This is a genomic window from Leisingera sp., assembly GCF_982940295.1.
The window spans coordinates 110,223-132,531 of sequence record NZ_CEYXRG010000009.1; the positions used below are offsets into that span (position 1 = coordinate 110,223).

19 protein-coding genes and 1 pseudogene are annotated in these 22,309 nt (G+C 59.8%); 5 read left to right on the top strand and 15 right to left on the bottom strand.

The window, feature by feature from the left end; all coding sequences use genetic code 11:
* The 6 genes from AC4HIX_RS10550 to AC4HIX_RS10575 all read right to left on the bottom strand — a co-directional run.
* A partial coding sequence (locus tag AC4HIX_RS10550; RefSeq protein ID WP_490398950.1) for a beta strand repeat-containing protein occupies positions 1-1,670 on the bottom strand: 1,670 nt, incomplete at its 3' end.
* 1,031 nt (positions 1,671-2,701) lie between these two features.
* Positions 2,702-3,493, bottom strand: a complete 792-nt coding sequence (locus tag AC4HIX_RS10555; protein ID WP_490398951.1) for an alpha/beta fold hydrolase — start codon at positions 3,491-3,493, stop codon at positions 2,702-2,704.
* Positions 3,494-4,347: 854 nt separating this feature from the next.
* Positions 4,348-5,337, bottom strand: a complete 990-nt coding sequence (locus tag AC4HIX_RS10560; RefSeq protein ID WP_490398952.1) for a glycosyltransferase — start codon at positions 5,335-5,337, stop codon at positions 4,348-4,350.
* On the bottom strand, positions 5,334-6,332 hold the full coding sequence (locus AC4HIX_RS10565) for a glycosyltransferase family 2 protein (protein ID WP_490398953.1): 999 nt from the start codon (positions 6,330-6,332) through the stop codon (positions 5,334-5,336). Before AC4HIX_RS10565 ends, AC4HIX_RS10560 begins: the two co-directional genes overlap by 4 nt.
* Before the next feature lie 20 nt (positions 6,333-6,352).
* On the bottom strand, positions 6,353-7,276 hold the full coding sequence (locus AC4HIX_RS10570; RefSeq protein ID WP_475046206.1) for a glycosyltransferase family 2 protein: 924 nt from the start codon (positions 7,274-7,276) through the stop codon (positions 6,353-6,355).
* 3 nt (positions 7,277-7,279) lie between these two features.
* The gene (locus tag AC4HIX_RS10575) at positions 7,280-8,515 is read right to left on the bottom strand and encodes an oligosaccharide flippase family protein (RefSeq protein ID WP_475046208.1); all 1,236 of its coding nucleotides are present in this window, start codon (positions 8,513-8,515) and stop codon (positions 7,280-7,282) included.
* Positions 8,516-8,716: 201 nt separating this feature from the next.
* On the opposite strand from AC4HIX_RS10575, the gene AC4HIX_RS10580 reads away from it, so the two are divergent.
* Complete coding sequence (locus AC4HIX_RS10580) at positions 8,717-9,913, top strand: polysaccharide biosynthesis/export family protein (RefSeq protein WP_475046209.1); 1,197 nt, start codon at positions 8,717-8,719, stop codon at positions 9,911-9,913.
* On the opposite strand, the gene AC4HIX_RS10585 is transcribed toward AC4HIX_RS10580, so the two are convergent.
* The 4 genes from AC4HIX_RS10585 to AC4HIX_RS10600 form a co-directional block, all read right to left on the bottom strand.
* Complete coding sequence (locus AC4HIX_RS10585; RefSeq protein ID WP_490398954.1) at positions 9,910-12,432, bottom strand: hybrid sensor histidine kinase/response regulator; 2,523 nt, start codon at positions 12,430-12,432, stop codon at positions 9,910-9,912. The two genes, AC4HIX_RS10580 and AC4HIX_RS10585, sit on opposite strands and share 4 nt — an antisense overlap.
* A 55-nt stretch (positions 12,433-12,487) precedes the next feature.
* Positions 12,488-12,994, bottom strand: a complete 507-nt coding sequence (locus AC4HIX_RS10590) for a putative pterin-binding protein (protein ID WP_490398955.1) — start codon at positions 12,992-12,994, stop codon at positions 12,488-12,490.
* Between the two features lie 102 nt (positions 12,995-13,096).
* Entirely contained in the window at positions 13,097-13,984 is an 888-nt protein-coding gene (locus AC4HIX_RS10595) for a UTP--glucose-1-phosphate uridylyltransferase (protein WP_490398956.1), read from the bottom strand.
* A 23-nt stretch (positions 13,985-14,007) separates the two neighbouring features.
* The gene (locus AC4HIX_RS10600; RefSeq protein WP_490398957.1) at positions 14,008-15,399 is read right to left on the bottom strand and encodes a WecB/TagA/CpsF family glycosyltransferase; all 1,392 of its coding nucleotides are present in this window, start codon (positions 15,397-15,399) and stop codon (positions 14,008-14,010) included.
* 247 nt (positions 15,400-15,646) lie between these two features.
* On the opposite strand from AC4HIX_RS10600, the gene AC4HIX_RS10605 reads away from it, so the two are divergent.
* The 4 genes and pseudogenes from AC4HIX_RS10605 to AC4HIX_RS10620 all read left to right on the top strand — a co-directional run.
* On the top strand, positions 15,647-16,261 hold the full coding sequence (locus AC4HIX_RS10605; protein WP_019296427.1) for a response regulator: 615 nt from the start codon (positions 15,647-15,649) through the stop codon (positions 16,259-16,261).
* Between the two features lie 132 nt (positions 16,262-16,393).
* On the top strand, positions 16,394-17,839 hold the full coding sequence (locus AC4HIX_RS10610; protein WP_490398958.1) for a GumC domain-containing protein: 1,446 nt from the start codon (positions 16,394-16,396) through the stop codon (positions 17,837-17,839).
* The gene (locus AC4HIX_RS10615; protein WP_490398959.1) at positions 17,836-19,092 is read left to right on the top strand and encodes an O-antigen ligase domain-containing protein; all 1,257 of its coding nucleotides are present in this window, start codon (positions 17,836-17,838) and stop codon (positions 19,090-19,092) included. The genes AC4HIX_RS10610 and AC4HIX_RS10615 overlap by 4 nt, the downstream gene beginning before the upstream one ends.
* A 63-nt stretch (positions 19,093-19,155) precedes the next feature.
* Positions 19,156-19,621, top strand: a pseudogene (locus AC4HIX_RS10620) (IS5 family transposase); the annotation flags it as partial.
* A gap of 22 nt (positions 19,622-19,643) precedes the next feature.
* Here the strand turns inward: AC4HIX_RS10620 and tnpB are convergent.
* From tnpB to AC4HIX_RS10645, 5 genes are all read right to left on the bottom strand, one after another.
* The gene (gene tnpB / locus AC4HIX_RS10625; RefSeq protein WP_490398982.1) at positions 19,644-20,000 is read right to left on the bottom strand and encodes an IS66 family insertion sequence element accessory protein TnpB; all 357 of its coding nucleotides are present in this window, start codon (positions 19,998-20,000) and stop codon (positions 19,644-19,646) included.
* 475 nt (positions 20,001-20,475) lie between these two features.
* On the bottom strand, positions 20,476-20,604 hold the full coding sequence (locus AC4HIX_RS10630) for a hypothetical protein (RefSeq protein WP_490398960.1): 129 nt from the start codon (positions 20,602-20,604) through the stop codon (positions 20,476-20,478).
* Between the two features lie 318 nt (positions 20,605-20,922).
* The gene (locus AC4HIX_RS10635) at positions 20,923-21,333 is read right to left on the bottom strand and encodes a DUF1304 domain-containing protein (protein WP_490398961.1); all 411 of its coding nucleotides are present in this window, start codon (positions 21,331-21,333) and stop codon (positions 20,923-20,925) included.
* A 49-nt stretch (positions 21,334-21,382) separates the two neighbouring features.
* Complete coding sequence (locus AC4HIX_RS10640; protein ID WP_490398962.1) at positions 21,383-21,754, bottom strand: hypothetical protein; 372 nt, start codon at positions 21,752-21,754, stop codon at positions 21,383-21,385.
* Between the two features lie 17 nt (positions 21,755-21,771).
* Positions 21,772-22,269: a hypothetical protein gene (locus AC4HIX_RS10645; protein WP_490398963.1), complete on the bottom strand. Its 498-nt coding sequence runs from the start codon at positions 22,267-22,269 to the stop codon at positions 21,772-21,774.
* Positions 22,270-22,309: the final 40 nt, after the last annotated feature.

Here is a 22,309-nt window from a genome sequence, read left to right on the forward strand (position 1 = left end):
ACGGTAAAGCTGACCTGCACCGCCGCATTACCGTCGCTGTCGGTGGCGTCCATGGTCACCGTGGTCTCGCCCACCGGGAAGTCGTAGGTGCCGGTCAGCACGGTGCCGTCCACCGCGTAGGTGATGGCAACTGTGTTATCCGCATTGTCCGCGCTGGATCCCAGACTGGTCACGTCGAGAGAGGCGCTGGCTTCACCCGCAGCGGCCTGGACCGTCTGGTTTTCCGGCGCGGTCAGCACCGGGGCCTCAGCGTCGCTGACGGTGACGGTGAAGCTTACCTCGGTGCCGGCATTGCCTGCCGCGTCGGAGGCGTTCATGGTCACTGTGGTGTCTCCAATGGGGAAGTCATAGGCACCGGTCAGGGTGGTGCCGTCCACGGCGTAGGTGATCGAGGGCGTCACACCCGAGTTGTCCGCCACGGAGCCGAGCGCGGTCACATCAATCGAAGCGGTGGCAGCGCCTGCATCCGCGCTGGCGGTCTGACTGCCGGGCGCGGTGAGGACCGGCGCCTCGGCGTCGCTGACGGTGACGGTGAAACTGACTTCGGCGGCGGCGTTGCCAGCCGCATCGGAGACGTTCATGGTGACGGTGGTGTCTCCAATGGGGAAGTCAAAGGCACCGGTCAGGGTGGTGCTATCCACCGCATAGGTGATTGAGGGCGTCACGCCCGAGTTGTCCGCCACGGAGCCGAGCGCGGTCACGTCAATCGACGCGGTTGCGGCGCCTGCGTCTGTGCTGGCGGTCTGGTTGGCGGGGGCAGTGAGCGCCGGGGCCTCAGCGTCGCTGACGGTGACGGTGAAGCTTACCTCGGTGCCGTCATTGCCTGCCGCGTCGGAGGCGTTCATCGTGACGGTGGTGTCTCCAATGGGGAAGTCATAGTCACCGGTCAGGGTGGTGCCGTCCACGGCGTAGGTGATCGAGGGCGTCGCGCCCGAGTTGTCCGCCACGGAGCCGAGCGCGGTCACGTCAATCGACGCGGTTGCGGCGCCTGCGTCCGTGCTGGCGGTCTGACTGCCGGGTGCGGTCAGCACCGGGGCCTCAGCGTCGCTGACTGTGACTGTAAAGCTCACCTCGGTGGCGGCGTTGCCTGCGGCGTCGGAGGCGTTCATTGTCACCGTGGCTTCCCCGATTGGAAAGTCGTAGGCGCCGGTGAGCGTGGTGCCATCCACCGCATAGGTGATCGTGGGGGTCCCGCCAGCGTTGTCCGCAACCGACCCTAGCGCGGTCACATCGAGCGAGGCGACCGCCGCGCCCGCATCCGCGTTGGCGGTCTGGTTGGCGGGGGCGGTGAGCACCGGGGCCTCGGCATCCGTGACGGTTACGGTGAAGCTCACCTCGGTGGCAGCATTGCCCGCGGCGTCGGAGGCGTTCATCGTGACCGTGGTGACGCCGATCGGGAAGTCAAAAGCGCCGGTGAGGGTGGTCCCGCCTGCGGCGTAGGTGATTGATACGGAAGTGTCGGTGTCGTCACTGCCGGAGCCGAGCGACGTCACGTCAAGCGAGGCCGTAGCCGTGCCGGTGTCGGTATTCGCGGATTGATCGGCCGGCGCGGTCAGGACCGGGGCGGTGGTGTCGGTCAGTGGTGTCGTGGTGTGGCCGTTGGTGCTGAATTCGTGATTGCCCACAGAAAGGCCGTCTGCGTCCTCCGCGAGGGTGAAGGAGAAACCCATGTAGGTGTCGTCTGCAAAGGTCCCGTCGGCGCCATTCTGAACCAGATTGGAAATATGCGATACGTTTGCCCCAATACAGCCGGCGATGGCACTTTCGGTTATTGCGGGGGCACCGTTATCAATTGAGCCTGCGCTGAAATACGCCCCGCCCGCAACGTAACTTAAATTTACGGAGACATACCCGTTTTCGAGATTGGCATCAATATATGAATCAATAGCGCATCCATTACTGCCTGTGTAGTAATTGTTGTAGCCAGCATCTGCGTTCGTGAACGCGAATCCGAAGGACGGCACGAGGCTTAGCAATGTCAAGCTGCCAATGCGTGCAAAATAATCAAGTTTCAATTTAACGCTCCAAAACCACGGTTTTCCGCAACTCCACTCCTTAGCCCGGGGAAGGCTACTCAATTGTTAACAAGGTAAGCATGCAGAGCATCTTTCCGCGGTAAAAATGTCGTAAAAAATCAATACCATGGTGCGAACTCCTGGCCCTGGTTCGCGGTTCGCTCATCGGGTTACGCCGCGTTAATTGCGTCATTTGGCTGTAATGAGGTTCAGGTGGGGCGGTCCCGAAAACGGCAACTTGGGTTGGATTGCAAGCAACCGCAGCTCAAGGATCCAGGCCGCGCGTTCCGCCCAAGAGGGTGACATGGCGTAACAATACTCCGCCGCTTCACGTCCTATGCTGGTTTTGAACGCCTGACCAAAGGGTTGAAAACATGACGGCAAACAGTCGTCCGATGACCTATGTGGGCCTGGACGTCTCCCTCAGAAATCGAAAAGGTGAGGTGTGATTGAGCAAAGCGGCCATCCGGGCAGTCATAGCGAATTCATACTTCGGCCCGCATTCTGTGAATTTGAGCTTTCATTGTTGCTGCGTGATTCATGAATGGCCGGATCTCCCGCTGTGCCGCGAAACGAGAATTTGCGCGCGTGCAGAAAACCGGCAATGTGCGCGCATGCAGAAGAAACTCGAGAGATCCGGTACGGGCTCACTGCCGCCGCATGGCGGCAGTGAGCCCAATTAGTCCCTAAGTTAAGGCACTTAGGACAATCGGATTAATTACATCCGGTTTGGTCATCGCTGCCATGTGACCACCGTGCTCAATCTGCTTGAAGTGCCATTCAGGAATATGCTCTTCCATCAGCTCGACTATCTCACGAATGGACCGGACCGTATCACTTGCTGATATAACAGTCGTATCGTTGGGCAAATCCCTCTGCCATTCAGAAAATGACTTTACCTCATTCATCACCGCATCCCATTCATGGAAGTTTGGAACTAAAGCGCGTGCGAATTTGGCTTTTCGATCATCAGGCATAGCATCCCAACTTCCAGCGCCGGTCCAATAATCCGCAAACACTTCAGCGGCGGTTTCCCATGCCCCGGATTTCCCATTGGACTTGATCGTATCCCGCAAAATGACCGCTTCTTGGTAAGCTTCGGACCGTCCTGATTTTTCCAGAAGATAGAATGGATTAGGCTCGATGAGGACCAAACGGTGAACTTTGTTCTTGAACATAGCAGCAGCCATCATCGCAACACTGCCGCCGAATGAGTGTCCAACGATCGAAACCTTGACAGCTCCTTTCGGCAAAAGGGGTTCGATTAACCTAGCGTGGTCCGCCAGTCGTTGTGTGCCATCAACTTCCCATGACCGGGTATCGCCATAGCCAAACAGGTTGATTGCAATGACATGGAAATCGTTAGCAAGCGTCTCCATCAGGCGCCGCCATTGTTTTGCACCTGCAACACTTGAGTGAATAAGGATTACCTTTTCGCCACTTCCCAATTCGATGAAGTCCGTCTCTTCTAGCTTCATTGTCAGCCTCCAAATGGCTTAATCAACTAGATGTAACATAAGACTGGTAAATTCAGAACAAGCCCAGGATCCGGCAAACCCTCATCAGCAGCTTCGTCCGGCCGCCTGGTCACGCGATGCCAGCTTCACGCTGCGCCCTCGACGTGCGGCAGTTTTCGGTCGCGGCAGCACGGCGAAAATTGCGGCCTGATCTGGCTACAGGCATGGATTTGCAAAGGGTGCATTCTGCGCTCCGCTGCCCCCGGCGCATACCGCAGCATCACATGAGGCAGCTTAGCCCTGCCGCGGGTCCGCTTCCGGGAAGAGATCCAGATGTTTCGCACGCGCAGCATCGTTGGCCCAGGGTCTTCGGTCTACGGCCGCTTTGGGCTGCCTGCCGTCTTTCACGCCTAGTGCGGCGAATGCCCTGTCAGAGCCCACTTTACCGATCTAGCATTTGCAGCAATTTGCAGTTGCAGCGAATTTGCGCGAGTTATGCCAACCCAAAGCCGGTTTTGAGGGAACGCAGAAAGTGTTGCACGGCGGCCTGCAAAACCCGACCTTGCTCCACTTCGGAGCACGATTGAAACTGAGATCAGGCGACTAAGAATCGAGAGCCTTTAACAGAAGCGTCAGCGCGGGCCTTCTAAGAAGTCGGAAATGTACACAGAATATGCATCGGCCAGAGGTGTTCCGCTGGGCAAATCGTTGGGTGCGGGCAGCACCGTTCAGGCAGGGGCGCCGCCGGTAGGTCGGCAGGCTCCACTCTTCGGGAACCTAGAACACGCGCCGGCCAGATCGAAGCTGACGAAGCGTTCTCAGATCCGTGCCGTTAACTCTCTGCGCTCAAAAACACAGCCCGCCGGTGAACTCTTTCACTGTGAAGCAATGTCAGGAGACAAAAACAGCGTTCTCCAACAGTCGGAAAAATGTCTTTCGTAGTTGTGAGCGTGCCCTGGCCCGCGGGGGCGCGGTGGTGCTGCAAAAAGCTCCTCTAGTGCGCTCTGCCAGGGTTTAATTCCTGCGCCGTCAACCAATGCGGCTCCATGGGGCAAGTGATCCGTAAGTCCATCGACGTTGCTGACAAGCAGCCTGCGTCCCGCTGCCAGGGTTTCAATTGCAACCAGCCCGTAGGCCTCCCATCGCGAAGGCATCATAACCGCGTCAAGACCGGCCATGGCTGCCACCGGATTGGAAGAAAAGCCTTTGAAACGTATGCGGGGATCACCGGCGGCGAGGTCACGGAGCCGCTTCTCCTCCGCCCCTTGCCCGAAGATATGAAGGGCAAGGTTGGGGTCGCTGAGTTCGCGGAAAGCCTTGATCAGGATATCGAACCCCTTTTGCGGTTCCAGCCGTCCAATGGCGCCGATTGTTTTCACCGCGACCTCTGGCGGTGCCAGTTCCCGAAAAGCAGACAGATCAACGCAGGAGGGAATGACATGCAGAGCGTCCGGCCGCACGAAACCTTCATCCCTCAGCCACTTACCCTGCGCGGCACTGACGGCAACGACATCGTGGAACAGGGCATATGAAAGCTTGAGGAGAGCACCGAACCGCCGTTTCCGCCTGACATTCAGAGCTGTGAAGCATTTGGTGTAACTGTGCTCGACATGAACAAGCCGTGCAGCGGGGTTCAAGACACGCAAGGCAGCCAGCAAGGGTAGAAGGCGCCAGCTGATCGCAAGATGCGAAACGATCACATCCGCTTCCACCCGCCCTATGCAAAGCCTGTTCCGTTTCACCTCCAGCAAACTGTGATCAGTCTCGCGCGTAAGATCAGGCGTTGTCATCATGTGGCCGACGACGCGCATCACACCGCCTGCAGTGGTGTCATCAACCAGGTGGGTTACGCGGATAACGGTCATGACATTGCCTCCGTCCGGTGTGCCCGTGCGGCCAGGTCCATTGTTTTCTGCAAAGCCTTCGGCCCGGTCACGGCAAGCAGCGCAGTCGCCGCCAAGGTTGCGCCGGACTTCAACGGCTCCTCCCAAAGCGGCCGCAGGGAACAGGCGAGCCACGCCCTGGCAAGACGTACTGCGCGGCGGCTGTCCAGATCGCTGATGGCGCGACGGTTGAGGTAGCGGAGCTGATATGCCCGCGCCGCTTCTGTTTCTTCCGCAAAAAACTTGGGGTTGAACTGAGAAAGCTTGCGAACCATCCGCTCCCATGCGGCAAGCTGGCGGTCTGTCGCCGCCGAAAGCCCGCCTGAATTGATCCGGTAGCGTGTGAGCAGGCCCGGGATCCCCTCAAACGCCCAGTTGGTCGTCAATGCGATCCGCAGCCAGCATTCGATGTCCTCGGATTGGCGGAAAGTCTCGTCGAAATACCAGTCGCGCTCGGATTCAGACCGGGGCCGGAAGGCAATTTCGTCAAACACTGCCCGCCGGATCACGGCCGCAGAACCGTTTCCGACCGGGTTGCGCTTGAAAATGTGTTTGGCATCAATGTTTTGCAGCCGCGGCCGCTGCGCCTGGCCCGTAAGGGCGCCATCTTCCGAGATGAAAGCAGATCCCGCATAGCTTACGCCTACATGGGGCTTGGCCTCCAGATGGCTGATATGGCGGGCCAGCTTTCCCGGCTCCCACATGTCGTCTGCGTCGCAAAACGCCACCACATCGCCCTGTGCGCCAGCAATACCCGCGTTCCGCGCTCCAGCAAGGCCGCGGTTTTTCTGGTGAACCACGCGAAACCGCGGGTCGCTGCAGAAGCCCGCAGCAATCGCGGCGGTTGTGTCTGTGGAGCCGTCATTGACCACAATGACCTCAAACTCCGTACAGGTTTGCCTCTGCAAGGAAAGAAGAGTGTCAGCGAGCGTTTTCTCGGCATTGAAAGCAGGAACGACAATCGATGTGAAGGCCATGGTTGTGAACCTCGAAAAAGTTAACGGGAAAACAGGTTCCGGCGCAGCGGCCGGGGCAGGAACGGCGCCAGAAGAGAGCCGGCCAATGTCAGGCCGCCCCTGCGGAACGGGGAGAAAAATCCGCGCGGGCTTTTGAGAATGCCGGACACAGCTTGTTTCAGCGCATAAGCCGGAGCCCCATTCAGACGAAGCGCCCGGCGGGCAAGGTAGCGGTGGTGAATAGCATGAGAGGCGGCGCTCGGAACCACGCCAAATCCGGCGGCGGTTGCTATTGCCTGTTCACGGCCTGCCCGCATTGCCTCAAGATCCGTCGACAATCCGCCAACGGAAGTGCGGTAGTAGGTATGCAGGCTGTCAATTCCGGTCACCCGCGCGCCGCCGCCAACCAGGCGGATCAGCCACTCCAGGTCTTCGTTGTGGACCATTGCCTCGTCAAAGCCGCCGGTCGCCGCAAAGACCCTGCGCCGCACGGCAAAGTTCGACATAGTGCAGACCGGGTTTTCCCCCAGCAGCATGGCGATGGTCAGATCCTGCACGGGAACTGTTGAAAACACGCGGGCATCTGCCGGGTTGGCGCGGAAGAAACCGATCCGTCCATAGGCACCATCGACGGACCCCTGCCGGAAGCCCGCACGGAGCTGCGACAGCTTATCCGGGTGCCAGATGTCGTCCGCATCGCAGAACGCGATCACATCACCGCCGGCGTGCTCCATAGCGCCGTGGTTGCGGGCTGCACTGGGGCCTTTCCCGGTGTTTTGCACCAGCTGGATCCGGGCATCGGCGTCGGCAGCGGCCCGCACCAGGGCTCGGGTCTCATCCGTGGACCCGTCATCAATCACGATCGCTTCCCAGTCGGTGCAGGTTTGTGCCTGGAGCCCGGCCAGAGTTTCCCGGATCGTGGCGGCAGCGTTGAAGCTGGGAATGACTGCGGAGAAATACGGCATGGTTCAAACCTCTGCGGTGCGGTGGCGGAAGGCCCTGGAAAGGGTTGGCAGCGATGCGCCCGTCATCATCAGCGCGGCGACGACGGCATAGCCTGTGGCGACCGCTGTCAGACCATGGGGCGCAAGCAGGCAGGTGTTCAGTATCAGCGCCCCGGTGGTAGCAAGCGTGACCCGGAATTCCTGGCCTGGATTGCCGTTTGCCCGCAGCCAGCCCGCGGTTGCGGACCACAGCGTGGTCGGGATCGCAACCAGGCACAGGATCGACACAACACCCTCGATGCCTGCCCAACCCTCTCCGAACAGGACCGGGACGTAGAGCGGGGCCAAAAGCGACTGCGCGATGACAGCAGGTGCGATGATCCCGATTGCCAGCAGCACGCTCTGGCGCAGCGCTTGCAGCTTGTCCGCGCTGGCACAGAGATGCGGGAACAGAACAGTGGAGAAAGCCACGGTGAAGGAGTTGGACAGGCTGAGACCGGCATTGAAGGCCATGAAATAAAGGCCAAGCGTCTCTGCCCCCATCAGGGCGCCCACGATAACCTTGTCGGCCTGCAGGCGCAGCGCCTTGACCAGTTCGACGCCCAGAACCGCCCATCCATAGGCTAGGAACGGGCGCAGCGGCGCATAGCCTTGGGACGGATCGGGGCTCCACGGATGCAGGCGGCGCATGGCGACCAGCCAGAACGGCGCTGTCAGCAGGCGCGGCAGCACCAGCGCAAGGGCGGACGGCCAAAGCAGCGCCAGCACCACCGACATCAGGTTTGATGCCACGATCTGCGTGCCCGAAATGGCGGCAGTCTGGCGCAGCTTTCCTGCCCGCATGGCGAGGCCGGCCTGCACCAGTCCGGCGGGCATGAACAGGTATTCGCCTGCCAGAAGAAGCACCAGAGCCAGCAGCATGACGCTGCCGCCGCTGGCATAAAGCACAAGCCCTGCCAGCGACTGAAGCAAAAACAATCCGACGCACCATGCCCAGAAAATGCGGTGCGCGGTGGCACAGGTCTGCTGCAGCTGAGCCTGCGGGGCCGCGATGATCTTTTGAATGACGCCGTTTTCCGTCAGCGACTTGACAATATCGGCCGCCGCCAGGGCAGCCGCGGCAATGCCGATCTGATCCAGGTCGAGCGTGCGCGCCACCGCGACAACCACCAGAAGCCGCGAAACCTTGGCTGCCGCCTCAGACGCGCCGTAGGCAAAGAGGTTCTTTGCGAAGGAGGGAAATTGCAGGGTGCGGGGCATAGGGACCTGTCCGTAAGGCTGTTGGATCAAGTCATACCGGGCGTGAGAACCCGCTGTCCCTTGCCCCCCAGGACAGGGCAACGGTGCAACAGAACTGTCGCATATCCGAACGGATAGCGCCGCGATATCAACGGGCTCTCGACCGCTGAGGCCGAATTCCGTATCACCGGTACAACCCGCAGTGATCGCTTGAGCAGTAGAATGATGAAGCCCCTCAAAAATGGAACGGCAATTCTGGCGGTTTTGTCTTTGAGCGGCTGCGCGCAGATAGATCCGCCAGACAACCTGGAGCCGATTGCCTCTGGCGACGGGTATCAGGCGCAATACCGTGAACCGGAGGTGTCCCGCAGCGAAGCCGGTTTCCTGCAGTCTCAGACAATGAACGAGTCCAGGTGCCGACCCGCCGCCGGCGGAACCGGCGGCAAGTGGGCCGGAACGGCGCAGGCTGCGCTCGCAGGTGAGAGGTTCACCCGCAATGATCTGGTCAATGTGCGCATCGGCGATGATGAGACCTTCAATGGTGACTACGTCATCTCCAGGGATGGCTCGCTGAAACTGCCTTTCCTGTCACCGATCCGCGCCCAGGGCCGAACGGCCATCCAGATCGAGGATGATATTGCCGCGAAACTGATCGCCGAAGACTTCTATTCTGACCGCCCGCGGTTGTCGGTCCGGGCAGCTGATTTTGCCTCGGTCACAGTGGGCGTTTCGGGTGCCGTTTTCGAGCCTAAAGCCGTGGAAATCGGCGGTGTGCCAGGTGACGAAGTGGATTCCCGCAGGCAGGGCGCACTGGGGGCCTCGACCGAAGCCCGCAACCTGTCTGCCGCATTGCGTGCGGCAGGCGGTGTACGCCCGGATGCGGACATTTCGGCAGTCGAGGTGCGGCGCGGCAGCAGCCTCTACCTGCTGGACATGCGCGGAGTGTTCGAAGGCCAGAACGCCGTCGACATCATGCTGCTGACAGGCGATCAGGTGCATGTGCCCAGCCGCGGATGCTTCCAGGAAGACCTGATGCGGCCCAGCCCCATCAGTCCTCCGGGGGTGACACTGTTCTTGTCGAACCTCACCCAGCCGGCAGCAGGCAACGCGCTCTCTGCTATTGGCCGCGAGGTGCGCGAGTTTCCCTACGGCACGCGGTACCTGCAGGCGGTGGTGGACACCAACTGTGTAGGCGGAGCACGCGCCACCAGCGCGCACCGCTCCTCGGTTCTGTTCTCCCGCAATCCGGTCACCCAAGTGTCTGTCGTCATCGAGCGGAGGATCGAAGACCTGCTGCGCCGCGCTGACCGGGACGATTATGACCCCTTCCTCCTGCCCGGAGACGCCATTGCCTGCTATGACAGCACAATCACCAATCTGGGAGAGGTCGGCCGCCTCATCGGCGCCTTCAGCTACTAAGCCAGATTGAGCACCGGCTTGGTGGAGGCCCAGGCCTTCCTCAAGGGGGGCAACGCGTCTTCTGCCGCTTGGTAGTCCTGGCTGAGTGACGCTTTCTCGAGACAGATCAGCGCACTGCGCAGCTCCGGAAGCCCAAAGGTCGCGGCGCTGCCGGCAATCCGGTGGGCTTCGACTGCGGTTTCGTTCGCAGCCAAATCCTGCCCGTTCTCTAGGGCTTTGAGGAAGGCTTCCATTTCAGCTGCAAAGCGGTTCAGGAGAGGTTTTAGCGCCTCGGCACCAACCGTTTCTTCCAGTTCAATTAGCTGCTGCGACCGCAGCGCAGCACCTTCCGGTGCTGGCGGAGGCGGAGAAGGATGGTCTGCAATCAATTGCAACAGGCCTTCACGCGTCAATGGTTTGGTCAGCACATCATTCATGCCGTCCTTCAGAAAGGCTTCCTGCTCCTCAGCCATCGCGTTTGCTGTCACGGCAATAATCGGCGCGCGCGCTGACGCGCCGCCACCGCTCCGGATCGCCCGCGCGGCGCTGCGCCCGTCCATGACCGGCATGCTGATATCCATTAGGATCAGGTCAAAGCCAGTTTCTTCTGCCATCTCGACCGCTTCCCGGCCGTTGTGCGCTTCGGTCACAAAATGCCCCTGTGCTGTCAGCATCTCCCGGGCGACATGGCGATTGATCTCGTTGTCTTCCACCAGCAGGACATTTGCTCGCTTCCTGGCGGGCGCATCAAACCGGGCCTCTCCCTTCGGCTCAGGTTCCGCAATGGCCTGAACAGGGAAGCTGACATTGAAGACACTGCCTTCTCCCGGAGTGCTTTCGACAGTGATCCGGCCACCCAGCGCTTTCACAAACCGCTGGGCAATCCCCAGACCCAGCCCGGTTCCCCCGACTTCCCGGTCATAGGAGCTGTCTCCGGTCGCGAAATCATCGAAGATATGCGGCAGTAGGCCCGGATCGATACCTATACCTGTATCCCGCACCGAAATACACAGGATGGTCTTTCCCTCGGCAGCGGCACTGGCCTGCGCGGTGATGGAGATCCGCCCATCTTTTGTGAACTTGACTGCATTGCCGACGATGTTCATCAGAATGTGCTGAATGCGGTCCCGATCCGCGTGGACCCAGTTGAGCGGCGCCCCTGTCCAGCCCCACTCCAAAGTGCTGCCGTTGCCCGCCGCTGCACCGCTTAGGCTGTCCACGATGTCCTTCAGCAGAGTGCTGATATTCATGTCCACCGTGTGCAGCCGCAGCTTGCCCGCGTCGAATTTAGTAATGTCCAGAACATCCGAAATATGGCTCATCAGCAGTTTGCCGGACGTCTGCATATTTCGGATGTAGCGGGATTGCCGCGCGCTGAGCCGTGTTTCCTCCAGCAGTGTCAGGTTGCCCAAGAGCCCATTCAGCGGCGTACGGATCTCATGGCTCATGGTGGCCAGGAAATCGGTTTTGGCTTTCTCGCCGGCCATCGCACGGTCGCGGGCCAGAACAAGCTCAGCCTCTGCCTGCACCTGACTGGAAATATCACGCAGGAACGCGATGAAGATTTCCCCGTCCTTGGTGTCCGCCGCCTGGATGGCAAGCTCCACGGGGAAAACTTCGCCGTTTGCCCGCTTCGCTTCAAGCTTGAAGCGCCCGCTACCTACAACACGCTTTTCGCCTGTTTCGCGCAGGCGGGCCATACCGGCCTGATGCGCAGCCCGGTGATGTTCCGGAACAATCAGTTCGCCCAGATCGCAACCCACTGCATCTTTCGCGGAATAGCCGAAAATCTGTTCGGCAGCGGCGTTGAAATCCGTGATGCGCCCTGACGTATCCGCCACGACCACCGCGTCAAGAGACGTGCTTGTCACAATGTTCATGCGCTCACTGGCTTCGATGACTTGTGTCCTGCGCCGCACGTTCTGAGCGTTCAGCACCGCCAAGTAACAGGCAAGCACAGCGAGCGCTGCCACCAGCGCGGCAATGGCAATCGCTAAATGCATCAGGGTGCCCGAAAAGGCCTCGCGCCGGAAGTCGGACTCCACAGCGAAATAGTTGAGGCCGGATACGGACAGCCGCCGCACATCCGGGCGCACAGCCCCGGTTTTCTGTTTCAGCGCAGGCAATAGGGCCGGGAGGGCACCTTCTTCGCTGTCAATCACAGGGACGGCGCGGTCAAGGAAGGCTGCAACTGTCGCCAGATTGGCCGCGAACTTCGGCACTGCGCGCAATTCGCTGTAGATGGATGCCTGCTGCAGCGTGCGTATTCGGCTGAAAAAGACGTCGAACTTCTGCCGGAGGCTGCGAATATCCGGGCTATTTCCCTGCAGCGCCTGCGCCAGTTCAAGTTCGAACTGGAGAAACTCCACCTCGGTCTGAGAAAGGTTCCATTGAATGTTGTCGGAACTGGCAGAGTTCAGCCGCGTGATGTCGCGGGACACATTCAACGCCAGAAAGGCAATGGCTGCCACGCCTAAAATGGCGGGCAGCACAAGGGCAGACAACCGTAACCACATCTTTCTGCGTTGTGTGCCGCCCATTGCCATAATCCTCAAATGCAGGCAGCCACGCCAAAAGCGCCGGGTTCAGCGCTCGCTACTCGATCACTTCGATGCGGTCGAGCTGCCAGATACTGCGGGAATAAACCACCTCTGATTGATATTCGGATTTGCTGTCGTAAGGGTAAACAATCCATAGCGGCCCCTTGTCACGCACCGACATTTCCTCGCCGTTAAGCTTGAAGGCAATGATCGGTCCCCCTTCGACAGCATCCGCCAGCGGGATGTCCACCGAATAGTCGTTGATGGCGGTGGCCCGCAGCGTGGTTCCGGTGATGCCCAGATGGTCAACCAGATGATTCAGCGGCACACCTTCAAAATGCTGCACGCCCTGCGTCCAGATTGTCGACGTTTCAAACTCAACGGCACCCAGTCTTTCCAGCATGGCCAGATCGAATTGCGCTGCTTCCCCTGCGTTTTCCGCTTTCGGCGCGCCAGATACTGTTAGCACTACTTCTCCGGCTGGCTGGTCCAGATTTCCCGCTGCCAGCGGCTGCGCGGCGAACACGGAAATTGCAACTATCTTGAGCGCTTTAAAAAGCATTGCGCGACCTCCTTCGCTGGTTAACCCAGATATGACACGGCGCGGCGCGGGCGCCAAAAGGTTAGACGGATACCCGCCTACCCTTTCGAATAGGTCCCGCATTCATGCCGCCTGCGGAACCGGGGCAACACGCCCGGCAAGAAAGCCGGAAAATTCGTGGGCCAGTTCCGGCCGGTCCAGAGCAAAGGCCGCCGTCGCCTGCACAAATCCTTGCACGCTGCCGCAGTCGAACCGTTCGCCGTCAAACCGGAACCCGGTTACACCTGCTGAGGGAAGGTCCGCGTTGATGGCGTCCGTCAGTTGCAGCTCTCCGCCTGCGCCCGGGCAAATGGCCCCGAGAGCCTCAAAAATCGAAGGCTCCAGAATATAGCGGCCAACAACGGCATGTGTTGATGGTGCCTGCGCTGGATCCGGCTTTTCCACCATCCCGCGGGCGTGAGCGAGTTTTCCGGCTTCCTTCGCGACATCCAGGATGCCGTACGAAGAGGTCTGCTCGCGCGCAACTTTCATGGTTGCCACCATGTGGCCGCGACTCACGGCATGCGCCTCCACCATCTGGCGCAGCGCCCCGCGCGGCGCCCTGATCACATCATCGGGCAAAAGCACGGCAAAGGGTTCATCACCAACCAGGCGTGCGGCCAATCCCACGGCGTGGCCCAGGCCCAGCGGCTTACTTTGGCGCACGAAGGACAGGGCGCCTTCCGGCATCCGGGTCCGTGCGATGGCTGCCAAAGCCGCTGTCTTGCCGCGCGCTTCCAGCGTGCTTTCCAGAGCGGCGGCAGTGTCGAAGTAGTCCTCCAATGCTCCCTTGCCTGCGGCAGTGACAAAGATGAACTCTTCGATCCCCGCTTCGCGGGCTTCGTCCACCGCGTATTGGATCAGCGGACGGTCCACAAGCGGCAGCATCTCCTTGGGGATGGATTTGGTGGCGGGCAGAAAACGGGTTCCCATGCCGGCAACGGGGAAAACAGCTTTGCGAATATGTGTCATTGGATACCTCCTGAAGTGTGGGATCAGTAAGCGCCGCGGCCGGAAATCACCGCGCCGAAGGTTCTGAGGATGAGCTGGAGGTTCAGCTTGAGCGAGCGCGCCTGAATGTAGCTGAGGTCCATCTCGATCATTTCCTTGAAGCCGACAGAGGCCCTGCCCGACACCTGCCAGACACCGGTGATGCCCGGTTTGACCTGCAGGCGCCCAAGCGCCCGGGGCGGGTAATCTGCAACTTCGCTCGGCAGTGCCGGGCGGGGGCCGACAATGGACATTTCGCCCCGCAGCACATTGAACAATTGCGGCAGCTCATCAATGGAGGTCCGGCGCAGCCAGCGGCCGACACGGGTGATCCGCGGATCTTGGCGCGACTTAAAGCAGAGACCGTCCCGGTCTGAGACGTTCAGTATCTCCGCCCGCCGGGTTTCCGCATCTGCCGTCATCGAGCGGAACTTGAACATGGTAAAGGTCTTGCCGTTCAGCCCGACCCGCGTCTGTTTGAAAATCGCCGCTCCCTTGCTATCTGCCCTTACTGCAAGCGCTGCCAGCAGCAGCAATGGTGACAGCAGTAAAAGCGCCGAAAGTGCAACTGTGATATCAAGTGCGCGCTGCTGGATGTCGGCGAGGCGCTTCTGCCGCAGCGCTGCCAGCCCCGCATGGGCCAGGAAGCTAACGTTACCGTTCAGGTAGCGGCGTGCCATCCGGCGCGGCTCCATCGCCAGCCGCCAAACCCACTCCATCCTTGCCGCCCTGACCAGTACCGGCGCCCGTGCAACCGAGCCGGACAGAAAATCGAACAGCGCGCCTACCCCAAGGGTGAGGTCGGCCTTCAGGTCATCTGCATTGCGGTGCAGCCAAAGTTCCTGCATTGGCACGCCAAGCGCGACCAGCACGATGTCGGCACCGCTTTCGTTGATGTCCGCGACAACGGCCCTGGTGTCCTGTGCTCCCGTATACCCATCACGGGTGCCAGCAATGCGCAGGCCGGGAATGTCATAGACCAGCCGCCCCGCGGCTGCATCCGCAACTCCCGGCCGCCCGCCGAACAGGTAGACCGATTTGCCCAAGCTGGCCGCACGCTGCAACAGCTGCGGCACAAAGTCGGTGCCGTTCAAATTGGCCGTCAGCGAATGACCGGTGAACTTTGCCGCCAGTTCAACGCCAATGCCATCAGGCAGCAGGAGATCCGCCCCGGCGACTGCCTCCGAATATTGGGGGTCGCGGCGTCGGATATTGCAGCAATGCGCGTTCATGAAGAACACGCGCCGGCGGCCAGGCGACAGCAGCTTGGCAACAGCCTGTTCAGCGCTGCTGTCAACCAGATTGAAGCCCAGAGCAGGCAAGTAAACTGTGTTCAGGCGGCGGGGGTTGACCGCAAGGCCAGCCCCGAAGTTGGAAGAGGGATACGCAAGTGTCATCTGCTAAGTCCTTGAGCTGTCGTTGGTTGCTCTCAGGCTGTTGCAGGCGGCCCTGCCTCTCAACGGAGCGGGCGGACAGGTTGCAGGTCCGATGGCATCCCCGGCTTGCCTTGCGGCGTGCAAACCTACCCGCCCGGATCAGAACCTATCCAAATGCTTACCAAGCTGCGGCGGATACGCACGACTTTTGCCGTGCAAGCGCCGCATTCACGCGGTACGTGTAGTGGAAGGGATCAAGGAGCATGTTATGAGAGTATTGATTGCCGACGACCACGACCTGCTGCGCGACACGCTTGTTCTGTTCCTGGAGGGGCAAGGGTCCATCAAGACCAGCACCGCGGCGGATCTGGATCAGGCATGCAAGCTGATCGAGACCGAAGATCCCTTTGATCTGATCCTGCTGGATCTGAATATGCCTGGCATGAACGGGCTGGCGGGCCTCAAGCGGGCGATGGCCATGAGAAACGGACAGCGGGTTGCCCTGATGTCGGGAGCAGCCACGCGCCAGATCGCAGAACAGGCGCTGGAGGCCGGCGCCGCCGGATTTGTCCCCAAAACCCTGCCCGCAAAGTCGATGATCAATGCGGTCAAGTTCATGGCGATGGGGGAGCAATATGCCCCCATTGATTTCATGACCGCGGCGGACCCGGAAACGGACCACCCCCTGGCGGAAAAACTCTCGCCGCGCGAGCTTCAGGTTCTGAAAGGCCTGACAGAGGGCAAGTCCAACAAGGAAATCGCCCGCGATCTGGACATTACAGAACCCACCGTGAAGCTGCATATGAAAACGCTGTACCGGAAGCTGGAAGTGGCAAACCGCACCCAGGCAGCACTGGCCGCGCGCGAGGCCGGGCTGTTCTGACTGCCTGCAAGGGGTGCAGTATAGAAACCTACTCCATCGGATAGCTGCGAATACGGTTGCGCATCGGGATAGCCTTGCGCGCACGTGCGGAAGGAAAGGCGTCAGCATAGTCTCTGGTAGAAGGAGACTGACATGCTGCAGAAACTTGCCGGAAAATTTAATGCTCCGCGGCGGCTTTGGCGCGGCATCTCCCTCCGCCGCATCATCGTCGGCGGGCGCTTGGGCGATACCAGCCGCATCCGCCGCTATCTGGCATTCTTGCTGCTTGGGCTGGCACTGATCTGGGCACCGATCAACGGATACCTGCAAACCGCACCGCTTGCATTCAAATCGCATGCGTCGCTCATCCTGCCCGGCTCAGGTGCCTCGGCCTCGTTGAACCTCAATGGCATCGGTCAGGCGTCCTCCTATGCCAATTCCGCCTTTGCCAGCAACTCCGTCAGCCCGACCGAAACCTACAAGCGCTTGATCGGTGCCGACCGTATCCTTGCCGCGGCTGCCGCCGCAATGGGACTGACCCGCCAAGACTTCGGTAAACCGCGGATTCGGCTGGTGGATCAGACCAGTCTCATCCACGTGGAGATGACGGGCCCCAGCGCAGAAAACGCCCAGCAGCGCGGCAACGCTCTGCTGCAGGCTTTCTTCGATGAACTGGACGCGCTGCGCAAGGATGAGCAATCCACCCGCGAAGACAGCGGTCTGGCCGCCATTGATGAATATCAGCGGTCGGTTGCTCTCACACGCTTTGATATCGAGAAACTGCAACAGTCTTCCGGGCTGCTGTCAGGGGATGAATTCGATGCGATGGTCGAAGATACCCGCGAACTGGAAGGCCGGGTCGAGGACCTGGCAGGCGAGCTCGAGGAAAAGGCGCAAAGCGTCGCCGCGCTCGAACGCACGCTTGGTATTCCCGCCGCCGCCGCGGCAGCAACCCTGAAACTCTATGCCGATGCTGATTTCCTGGCCCTTATCGAGGAAAGCGGTGCGCATGCAGCAAAACTGGCCGAGTCCCGCGCCTCCTATGGCGAAGGGCATCCGAAGGTCCAGACCGCCCGCGCCGCCCAGGCCGCGGCAGAAAGCAGCGCAATGGAACGGGCCACGGCTGTCACCGGCATCGGCCTGCAGCAGCTCGCGCTGCTTGATCTGGCCCCGGACGGGGCGCGCGCGGAACTGCTGGCGCAGCTTGTGCGCATGGACGCAGAGCGCATGGGCACGGCCCGGCAGTATCAGACCCTGTCACAGCGGCTGGTGTCGGAGCGGACCCGGCTGCAGCAGCTGTCTGCCAGCGCGGCGCGGCTGAAGGATCTGCAGCGCGACTTTTCCGTCGCCGAAGCGGTGTTTGCTTCTGCCATCGCCCGTGCCCAATCGACGAAATCGGATGTTTATGCTTCCTACCCGCTGGTTCAGGTGCTTGAAAACCCGTCCCTTCCGGAACGCCCTTCTTCGCCGGACCGGAAGATCGCCTTTGCCGCGGGGGCCGCGGCCACCTTTATGCTGCTGATCGCGCTGGTGCTGGGCTGGATCAGATCCGCAGTCATCAGCCGTCTTCTGGCCGCGCCCAAGGCGGCCCAAGCATGACCCCGCAAAACCCGGCAGAGCGGATAATCTACCGCTCCATGGCGCTGACCTGGCCCTTCTACGCTGTTGGCGCGCTATACGTCGTCGGTCCTGTTCTTGCCTGGGTTCTCGGCACGCTGGCGGTGCTGGCACTCTACCTAGGCCCGGCGTTCCGGCCCGACCTGCGTGCAACCGGTCCGGTTCCGGTGCTGATCTGGGTTTGGATCATCGGCATGGCCATTATGCTGGTGGCCCTGTGGATCGGGCACCTCGACTGGGGGCTCGGCCTCAAGAAAACAATCAAGTCATCGATCGGCTGGGCCAAGGGCTGGGCGCTGCTGGCGTTGTTCCCGCTGGTTGGCGCGGTGCTGCCGATCCGCCGCGAGGTTCTGATCCGCGGTCAGTGCGTGATCGGGGCCTGGACGCTGGCGCTGGCACCGGTCCTGTTGGCAGCGCCCTATCTTGGCCTACCGGAACAGATCTTCACGTCACCGTTGAAGGCAGTTGGCGGGCCGGGTCCGGAGTATTTCAGCGTTTACCTGTTCACTTATGATCCGGCCAGTTGGACACCCCGTTGGCAATTCTACGCCCCCTGGTCCCCCTTTGCGGCCCTGCTGGGCGTCATCATGGTGCTGTTTGCACTGGAAGAAAAAAACCGAAAGTGGATGCTGGCCGGTGTGGCCGCTGGGGTCCTGATGATTTTGGCGTCAAAGTCTCGAATGGGTCTGGTGGGGCTGGTGGCCTGCACCGTTGCGCCGCGCATGATGCCCCTGATCCTGCGCGGCTGGGCCTGGCATGTAACGGCAGGGCTGACCGCCTCATTGGCAATCACCGGCGGAACCTTGGCGGCGCTGGCCGCGGATGCGGTGGCCGCGTTCAAGGGTGCCCGGGCAGACAGCACCCGGGTCCGCGAAACATTGCAGCGGATCGCCAGTGAACGCTGGCAGACCGAAGCCTTCTGGTTTGGACACGGCACGGTACAGCCCGGGTCCCATGCCGTGGAATACATGCCCATCGGCAGCCATCACACCTGGTACGGACTGCTGTTTGTCAAGGGGGCTGCCGGGTTTGCTGCCCTTGTTGTTCCGCTTGTTTGGCACATCGGCGTTGTCATGGCGGATGCAGCAAAACACACGCGAGGCCGCCTGCCGCTGGGAATACTCATGACAATGCTGCTGCTCTCATTCGGTGAGAATATTGAAATCGAAGCCTATATGCTTTGGCCAGGCCTGATCCTGCTGGGCGTGCATCTTCGCGAAGCTGGAGCGGCTTAGGCTCAGGACCCATTGATTTCCGTTTGGCCGCGTGATTCACGGTGCTCAAAACGAGCGGTGAACATCTCTGACCTTTTCTGGCTGAGCGACGAGCAGATGGCGCGTCTGGAACCCTTCTTTCCGAAGTCGCATGGTAAGCCTCGGGTCGATGACAAGCGGGTTTTGAGAGGGATTATCTTCGTCAACCGCAACGGGTTAAGATGGCGCGATGCCCCTGCAGCCTATGGCCCGCACAAGACTCTATACAGCCGCTGGAAGCGCTGGAGCGAGAAAGGCATCTTCGCTCGGATGATGGCGGGTCTGGCCGCCGGGCACGGCGAAGAACAGGCCGTGATGATTGACGCTACCTATCTCAAAGCCCACCGCACAGCGACCAGCATGGCCGCGAAAAAGGGGGGCGCGGCCGCCTGATCGGTCGAACCAGGGGTGGTATGTACACCAAACTGCACCCATCTGCGACAGCCAGGGGCGCCCGCTCGACCTTTTCGTTACCGCCGGTCAGGTGAGCGACTACATCGGCGCGCGGGCATAGCTTTGCGGCCTGCCAAACGTCAAATGGCTGCTCGGGGATCGGCATGCTGGCTTTGAAAGAGAGCGGGGCGGTGAAAGGGCGCAAAGGCAACCCGACGCCAATCTATCCCTTCAAACAGGGCTTCGAACTGGGCCTTCGTCAGGGTCATTGTCCCATCCGACAATTTGGGCCAGTTGAAACCAGCGCCTTCGATGCGCTTGTAGATCAGAACCAGGCCAGTACCGTCCCACATAAGCACCTTGATCTTGTCACGCCCCTCGGAGCGGAACACGAAGAAGGCACCTGAAAACGGATCGAGTTCAAAGTTGCTCATGACGTGGTTGGCGAGGCCATCAATGCCCTTTCGGAAATCGACAGGCGTGGTCGCCAGATAAATCTTGAATCAGTTTGACGGCGCGATCATGAGGTCAGGCCGGCAACCCGAATGAGTTTCATTAAGTCGGCTTCGGGTGCCCGCTGTATCTGGTACGGTTGTCGCCAAGGGGCTGTTTCCGGTTTTCCGAGTCGTGCTGCTTCGCTTTTGCTTTCTAGAGCTTGTTTGCTGCGGAGCTTAGCACCGATGTAGCACCGACTGGATACCACAAACGCAAGGAACCACCCGAAGGTGGCTTCAATGGTCCGATTTTATTCAGGAATTTTTGGTTGCGGGAGCAGGATTTGGACACTGTTTCATCCAATCCGGTTAGCATGCTTGCGCCGACTCCTACAACGCGATCCCTGGCCCGAGACACCGGTACCTCATGCGAATATTCCGGCACGGTCGGGGATGCCGGGAAAAGTGGAAGCTCAAACCTATCGTCGTCCAAGCCCACCGGTAACGGCCAACTCACCCCCGTTTCCCGGGCAGGTCTCTATTGCGTCCCGATGCTTCCCTGCCCAAGCTCCAGCGAGGTGGCAATTGCTGGATCGCTCAGCCCTTGGGCAAACTTCAACCGCAATACGTCTCGTTTATCGCGCATGGTCAGACGTCCTGTCGGCATTCCACCCCTCCTGTTGATCTGGAGGGAAAGCACCCTTAGTTCGTCGATCAGTTCTGCCCATGATCCCTCAATATCACCGCTCGCGATGGCGTGAAATCAGTTCCCGGCTTCTTGCGAAATGGGCGCCCGCGATCACGCAAAACGCGCAAACTCATGCCACTGGTTAAAACAGCATGCCGCCGGACTGATTAGTTCAGCGGTTTGTCAAAAGCGTTTTGAACATTGCCTGTACACCCATCAACAATATTGCGCAGGCCCGTCACCTGACCTAACTGAGATTACCTTCGACGGCCCGCCAGTAAAGCTAGTAGATCTAAACTACTGTGTCCCAAGCACTGCCCAAATAGCAATCACTGCGATTCCAGCTTGCCCAAGGAGTAAGCTAAGCTTCTTGAACGAAATGTAGCCGACCACGCCGGCGGCTACAACGCATGCTAGAAAGAACGTCTGAGCATCTGTTCGAATTGCAATGTCCTGCACGCCGAACGTCAGGAACAAGCCAGCGGAAAGGAATCCGTTGTATAGACCTTGGTTGAATCCCAGCGCCCGAGTCTTAACGATCAACGCACCATCAAATCCAGCAACTCGCTTTGCGACCAGCGGCCAAAAGAATATTTCCGCTATCATGGCAGCGAGATGAATCGCTGCCACCAAAGTTACTAAACTGTTCGCCATGAATTCCCCCTCCCAGTTGTCCAGCGCTGAATCACTTTCATGGCTAAGTTCCATTTCAGGAGATCACTCCTGTACAGCTCGAATTCTCGCACTTCTGAACCTGCTATCCCATTTGGGGAACTGTTGGAATCGGCACTTCAGAAAGTCCGGCGGCACTGAGTGCTCCATTTACAGCCCCCCAGACAACTCCCACAACGGCGTTCCAAGCCTTTTCAATCGTAACAATGGTGAGAGCGGCAATAGATTGGGTAAAGTTCCTCGTCATTTTCTCCAGTTGCCTTAAAAAGAACTCGAACCCGTCGTCATCGTTTCTCAGCGAGCCTACAGTCCGGGCTGTGGTAATCATAACAGCCTGATTGGCCAACATTCTGCCCTGGTTTTCGGTAAAGTTGGAAATTCGCGACCAATCATCTGCCACAATGTCCTTTACTGCCTGTACGACGCCAGACAGGAGGGCTTCGACATCCAAACTCATTCCATTGCTTCCTTCTGCTACCGTTGAAAGGCCCTTTCGACCGTCAAGGCTTGGGTTATCGAAATCTCATACCCATTCTTGTATAGAGAAACTTGATCGTCAGGCACGCCGTTGCTGCGGTGTTGATCCCTCATTCGGCGCAAACCCGATAGAAGTGTTTCGAGGATTGCAGGCGTAGGATTGATGCAATCGGCAACCTCACCGCATTCCGGCGCGCCAAGCCCCAACTTGGAAACAATTTTTACTGGCACCGCGGGCATTTCCCTGGCATTTGCCCGGACGCGGAGCGCATCAAACTGGCCGATAATTGCATCGTAACTTTCCTGGTGGTTCTTGAAGTTGCCACGCGTTGCACCGGCACTCACTCCGCTGAACAAGGTAAGAGTGGCCTCGTTCGCGTCACTCAATCCTTCAACCAGTTCTGCGTCATAGGCGGGTGCCAAAATGGCTGCGCAGGCACCCAAAAAAAGGGCGGCTGACAGCAAACAGAAATAACGTCTTACAAACCGCTTCATATTTTTCCAATCCGTCACAAGACTGCGACTATTCATAGGT

What these genes read in the sequence shown, in the direction of transcription:
- AC4HIX_RS10585 (WP_490398954.1), bottom strand. Translation starts at nt 12,432, where the DNA reads ATGGGCGGCACACAACGCAGAAAGATGTGGTTACGGTTGTCTGCCCTT.
- AC4HIX_RS10630 (WP_490398960.1), bottom strand. Translation starts at nt 20,604, where the DNA reads ATGCCGACAGGACGTCTGACCATGCGCGATAAACGAGACGTATTGCGG.
- AC4HIX_RS10640 (WP_490398962.1), bottom strand. Translation starts at nt 21,754, where the DNA reads ATGAGTTTGGATGTCGAAGCCCTCCTGTCTGGCGTCGTACAGGCAGTA.
- AC4HIX_RS10560 (WP_490398952.1), bottom strand. Translation starts at nt 5,337, where the DNA reads ATGACCGTTATCCGCGTAACCCACCTGGTTGATGACACCACTGCAGGC.
- AC4HIX_RS10565 (WP_490398953.1), bottom strand. Translation starts at nt 6,332, where the DNA reads ATGGCCTTCACATCGATTGTCGTTCCTGCTTTCAATGCCGAGAAAACG.
- AC4HIX_RS10615 (WP_490398959.1), top strand. Translation starts at nt 17,836, where the DNA reads ATGACCCCGCAAAACCCGGCAGAGCGGATAATCTACCGCTCCATGGCG.
- AC4HIX_RS10635 (WP_490398961.1), bottom strand. Translation starts at nt 21,333, where the DNA reads ATGGAACTTAGCCATGAAAGTGATTCAGCGCTGGACAACTGGGAGGGG.
- AC4HIX_RS10605 (WP_019296427.1), top strand. Translation starts at nt 15,647, where the DNA reads ATGAGAGTATTGATTGCCGACGACCACGACCTGCTGCGCGACACGCTT.
- AC4HIX_RS10570 (WP_475046206.1), bottom strand. Translation starts at nt 7,276, where the DNA reads ATGCCGTATTTCTCCGCAGTCATTCCCAGCTTCAACGCTGCCGCCACG.
- AC4HIX_RS10600 (WP_490398957.1), bottom strand. Translation starts at nt 15,399, where the DNA reads ATGACACTTGCGTATCCCTCTTCCAACTTCGGGGCTGGCCTTGCGGTC.
- AC4HIX_RS10610 (WP_490398958.1), top strand. Translation starts at nt 16,394, where the DNA reads ATGCTGCAGAAACTTGCCGGAAAATTTAATGCTCCGCGGCGGCTTTGG.
- AC4HIX_RS10645 (WP_490398963.1), bottom strand. Translation starts at nt 22,269, where the DNA reads ATGAAGCGGTTTGTAAGACGTTATTTCTGTTTGCTGTCAGCCGCCCTT.
- AC4HIX_RS10580 (WP_475046209.1), top strand. Translation starts at nt 8,717, where the DNA reads ATGATGAAGCCCCTCAAAAATGGAACGGCAATTCTGGCGGTTTTGTCT.
- AC4HIX_RS10575 (WP_475046208.1), bottom strand. Translation starts at nt 8,515, where the DNA reads ATGCCCCGCACCCTGCAATTTCCCTCCTTCGCAAAGAACCTCTTTGCC.
- AC4HIX_RS10590 (WP_490398955.1), bottom strand. Translation starts at nt 12,994, where the DNA reads ATGCTTTTTAAAGCGCTCAAGATAGTTGCAATTTCCGTGTTCGCCGCG.
- AC4HIX_RS10595 (WP_490398956.1), bottom strand. Translation starts at nt 13,984, where the DNA reads ATGACACATATTCGCAAAGCTGTTTTCCCCGTTGCCGGCATGGGAACC.
- AC4HIX_RS10555 (WP_490398951.1), bottom strand. Translation starts at nt 3,493, where the DNA reads ATGAAGCTAGAAGAGACGGACTTCATCGAATTGGGAAGTGGCGAAAAG.